General features: G+C 38.0%; 3 protein-coding genes. All 3 read left to right on the top strand.

Translation table 11 applies throughout. The features are described 5' to 3' along the window. Nucleotides 1–1,902, top strand: a 1,902-nt coding sequence (gene dnaK / locus AC3DU7_RS11575; RefSeq protein ID WP_488039499.1) for a molecular chaperone DnaK, incomplete at its 5' end; no start/stop codon positions are given. A 623-nt stretch (nucleotides 1,903–2,525) separates the two neighbouring features. Further along, a complete protein-coding gene (locus tag AC3DU7_RS11570) occupies nucleotides 2,526–3,035 on the top strand; it encodes a DUF4112 domain-containing protein (protein WP_488039498.1) in 510 nt (169 codons plus the stop codon). A gap of 10 nt (nucleotides 3,036–3,045) precedes the next feature. Then, complete coding sequence (locus AC3DU7_RS11565; RefSeq protein ID WP_488039497.1) at nucleotides 3,046–4,092, top strand: ParA family protein; 1,047 nt, start codon at nucleotides 3,046–3,048, stop codon at nucleotides 4,090–4,092. Nucleotides 4,093–4,149 lie beyond the last annotated feature (57 nt).

The raw sequence follows: 4,149 nt of genomic DNA, 5'->3' as shown, positions 1-4,149 counted from the left end.
GGAATTGACTTAGGTACAACAAACTCCTGTGTTGCAGTTATGGAAGGTGGTAAACCCACAGTAATTGCTAATGCAGAAGGTTTCCGTACAACCCCTTCTGTAGTTGCCTACGGTAAAAAAGAAGAACAACTAGTAGGGCAAATCGCCAAACGTCAAGCGGTGATGAACACCCAAAACACCTTCTATTCAGTAAAGCGGTTCATCGGGCGTAGATTTGATGAAGTAACCAATGAAACCACAGAAGTTTCCTATAAAGTACTCAATGTTAATGGTAACGTTAAATTAGATTGCCCAGCATTAGAAAAACAATTTGCCCCTGAAGAAATTTCAGCCCAGGTTCTACGTAAACTGGTAGAGGATGCTAGTAAATATCTTAACGAGACAGTAACACAGGCAGTAATTACCGTACCAGCTTATTTCAACGACTCCCAAAGACAGGCAACCAAAGATGCAGGTAGAATAGCTGGTGTAGAAGTATTGCGGATCATCAACGAACCTACCGCAGCTTCTCTAGCTTATGGGTTAGATAAGAAAAGTAACGAAACTATTTTAGTATTTGACCTTGGTGGTGGTACATTTGATGTTTCTATCCTAGAAGTAGGTGATGGTGTATTTGAAGTATTAGCTACTTCCGGCGATACTCACCTTGGTGGTGACGACTTTGATAAGACAATTGTTGATTTCTTAGCTAAGGAATTTGAAAAAGCAGAAGGAATAGACCTACGGAAAGATAAGCAAGCACTGCAACGTTTAACAGAAGCAGCAGAAAAAGCTAAGATTGAACTTTCTAGCGTTACCCAGACAGAGATTAACCTGCCATTTATTACCGCTACCCAAGATGGACCTAAGCACTTAGATACCACCTTAACTAAAGGTAAATTTGAAGAGCTATGTGCTGACCTGATCGACCGCTGTCGTATTCCTGTAGAAAACGCGATTAGAGATGCTAAGTTAGATAAAAGCGCTATTGATGAAGTGGTATTAGTTGGTGGATCTACTAGAATTCCTGCAGTCAAAGATATAGTTAAGAAAGTCCTCGGTAAAGATCCCAATCAAAGCGTTAACCCTGATGAAGTGGTAGCTGTTGGTGCTGCAATTCAAGCAGGTGTATTAGCGGGTGAAGTTAAAGACATTCTGTTGTTAGACGTTACTCCTCTATCTCTAGGTGTAGAAACCTTGGGTGGGGTAATGACCAAAATTATCCCTCGTAACACTACTATTCCTACCAAAAAGTCAGAAGTGTTCTCAACTGCTGTAGATGGTCAGACTAATGTAGAAATCCATGTACTACAGGGTGAGCGGGAAATGTCTAACGACAACAAGAGTTTAGGAACTTTCCGTCTGGATGGTATCCCAGCAGCACCTCGTGGTGTACCTCAAATTGAAGTTACCTTCGATATTGATGCTAACGGTATTCTGAATGTAGCTGCGAAGGATAAAGGTACTGGTAAGGAACAGTCTATCAGTATTACAGGTGCATCCACTTTACCAGATTCTGAAGTTGATCGGATGGTGAAAGAAGCAGAAGCTAATGCTACTGCTGACCAAGAGCGTCGTGAAAAAATTGACCGCAAAAACCAAGCAGACTCTTTAGCATATCAAGCTGAGAAGCAAATTCAGGAGTTGGGAGATAAAGTTCCTGAAGCGGATAAGACTAAGATTGAAGGGTTGATTAAGGATTTGCGTGATGCTGTTTCTCAAGAAGATGACGAGCGTATTCAGTCTCTAACTACTGAGTTACAACAAGCTCTCTACACTGTGAGCAGCAATATTTATCAACAAGCTTCTCCTGATGGAGCAACTCCTCCTCCTCCTAATGGTGATGGTGCTGCTGAGTCTTCCTCAAGCTCTGCTGGTGGAGATGATGTAATTGATGCTGACTTTACTGAAACTAAAAGCTAAGTAGTCTCGGCGTTGCTGAAGAAGTCAGGAGTCAGGAGTCAGGAGTCAGGAGGGAAGAAAGAAGACGTAAATGAGGAGTATGCTCCCACTCTGAATCCGGATATGATATCGTACCTCAAATCAGCAACGCCGTAGTCTTTAATCATAAAGTGTAATGAGATGTAGGGTGTGGGTGATATGACACCCTACTGAACTTACACATTAGACATCTCCAGAAAAGAGGCAACAGGCAACAGGGAGAAATAATTTATAATTTATTGATAAGAATTGATTTTATTTTTGATTTTTACCAGATGTCTATTAGGCATCTCCAGAAAATAAACTTGCCTTTTATTTGCTATAAACTAGAGTATAATAACTCAAAAAATCATTTTCAGTATTTTTTTCCTAAAAACATCTTCCTTGTTCCCTATTCCCTACTTTTACAAAAAATCTATATTTTTTTCGGAAATGTCTATTGATTTTTACCAAAAAATGAAGTCCAGAGCCTCCCCCTTTTAAGGTGATGAAACAATATTCAGTTCAGTATTTCAAGTCTCCGGTTTTAGTGGTCGGTACTGATAACTGATAACTGATAACTGATAACTGATAACTGATAACTGAAATGACTCACATAACTTCCAATGGCAAAACCATCTACCACTACTTCTGGCGATCGCTCTCAAGCAGCTAAGGTCAGACAACTGCGTAAAATTAGCGATTTACTGGATAATGCTATTCGTGTTCCGGGTACTTCTTATGGCGTTGGTATTGACCCACTTCTAGGATTGATTCCTGGGGGTGGTGATTTTTTAGGAGGACTTATTTCTGTTTATATTGTATTTTCAGCAGCAATGATGGGTTTGCCACGGGAAACTCTGATGCGAATGGCTTCTAATATTGTATTTGATTCTTTGGCAGGAATTGTGCCTGTTTTTGGAGATTTGTTTGATGTTGCTTGGAAGGCAAATTCTAAAAATATGGATATTTTGGAGGCTCATTTAGAGTCTCCTAAAGTTAGTAAAAGTGCCGATCGCGGGTTTGTTTTTCTACTTTTAGGTGGCTTAATTTTATTTGTTATTATTATTGCTGCTTTGGGGTTTTTAGTTATTAGTTTATTGGTGGAGATTTTAAAGTTTATTATATCAGGTTAGGTTGAGAAAAATGGTTCAGAAAATTGCACTTTTCAACCATAAAGGTGGGGTTAGTAAAACAACAACAACATTTAATTTGGGTTGGATGTTAGCATCGAAGGGAAAAAGAGTAATCCTAGTAGATACAGACCCACAATGCAATTTAACAGGTATGGTATTGGGATTTTCTAGTAAACAAGAATTAGAAGAGATTTACAACACAAACCAAAATATTAAATCTGCTTTAGCACCTGCATTCGAGTCTCAGCCAAGATTAGTAGAAGCGGTTAATTGTATTCCCATTGAACAACAAGATGGTTTATTTCTGCTACCTGGTCATGTAGGATTAGCTGAATATGAGGTAACTCTAGGAATAGCTCAAGAATTAAGTGGTTCTATTCAAACTCTTCAAAACCTTCCCGGTTCAATTTCTTATCTATTGGAAAAAACAGCAGAAAAATTTTCTGCCGACTATATTTTAATTGACATGAGTCCTAGCTTAAGTTCAATAAATCAGAACTTACTGATGACTAGCAATTTTTTTATTGTCCCTACTGTTCCTGACTTTTTCTCCATAATGGCAATTGATTCACTGGCAAAAATTATACCCAGATGGCATATTTGGGCAAAAAAAGCTAGTGAGTTAAAAGTGTTGAAAGAAGCTGCTTATCCTTTTCCAAAAGTAACACCTCTTTTTCTAGGAACAATTATCCAAAACTATCGAATCAGATATCAAAAACCTTCTGCTAGTTTCAAAAAATGGATATATCAAATTGAAAAGGCTGTTTCAGATACTTTAGTTCCATCATTAAGAGAACAAAATATGTTATTACCAAATGAAGTTTATTCTTCTCAAAATATGAATGACTATTGTTTGATCAAAATGTCTGATTTTAACAGTCTTATTGCAATATCCCAGGATTGTCAAACACCAGTTTTTGCATTGACAAAAGAGCAAATTACACAAGGTGGACAAGTTTTAGAAAATACCTTAAAAGCACAAGATACTTTTAGAGATGCTTTTTCAACTCTAGCCGATAGAATTATTAATTCAACCTCAAATGCAGCCTGCGCTTGACCTGTTTCATATCAGTATTAATCGTGTTAGAGATTTGATAGCTGTTCATAATTCTGT

This window comes from Okeania sp., from assembly GCF_983059655.1.
This window is presented reverse-complemented; position numbering and strand designations above follow the sequence as displayed.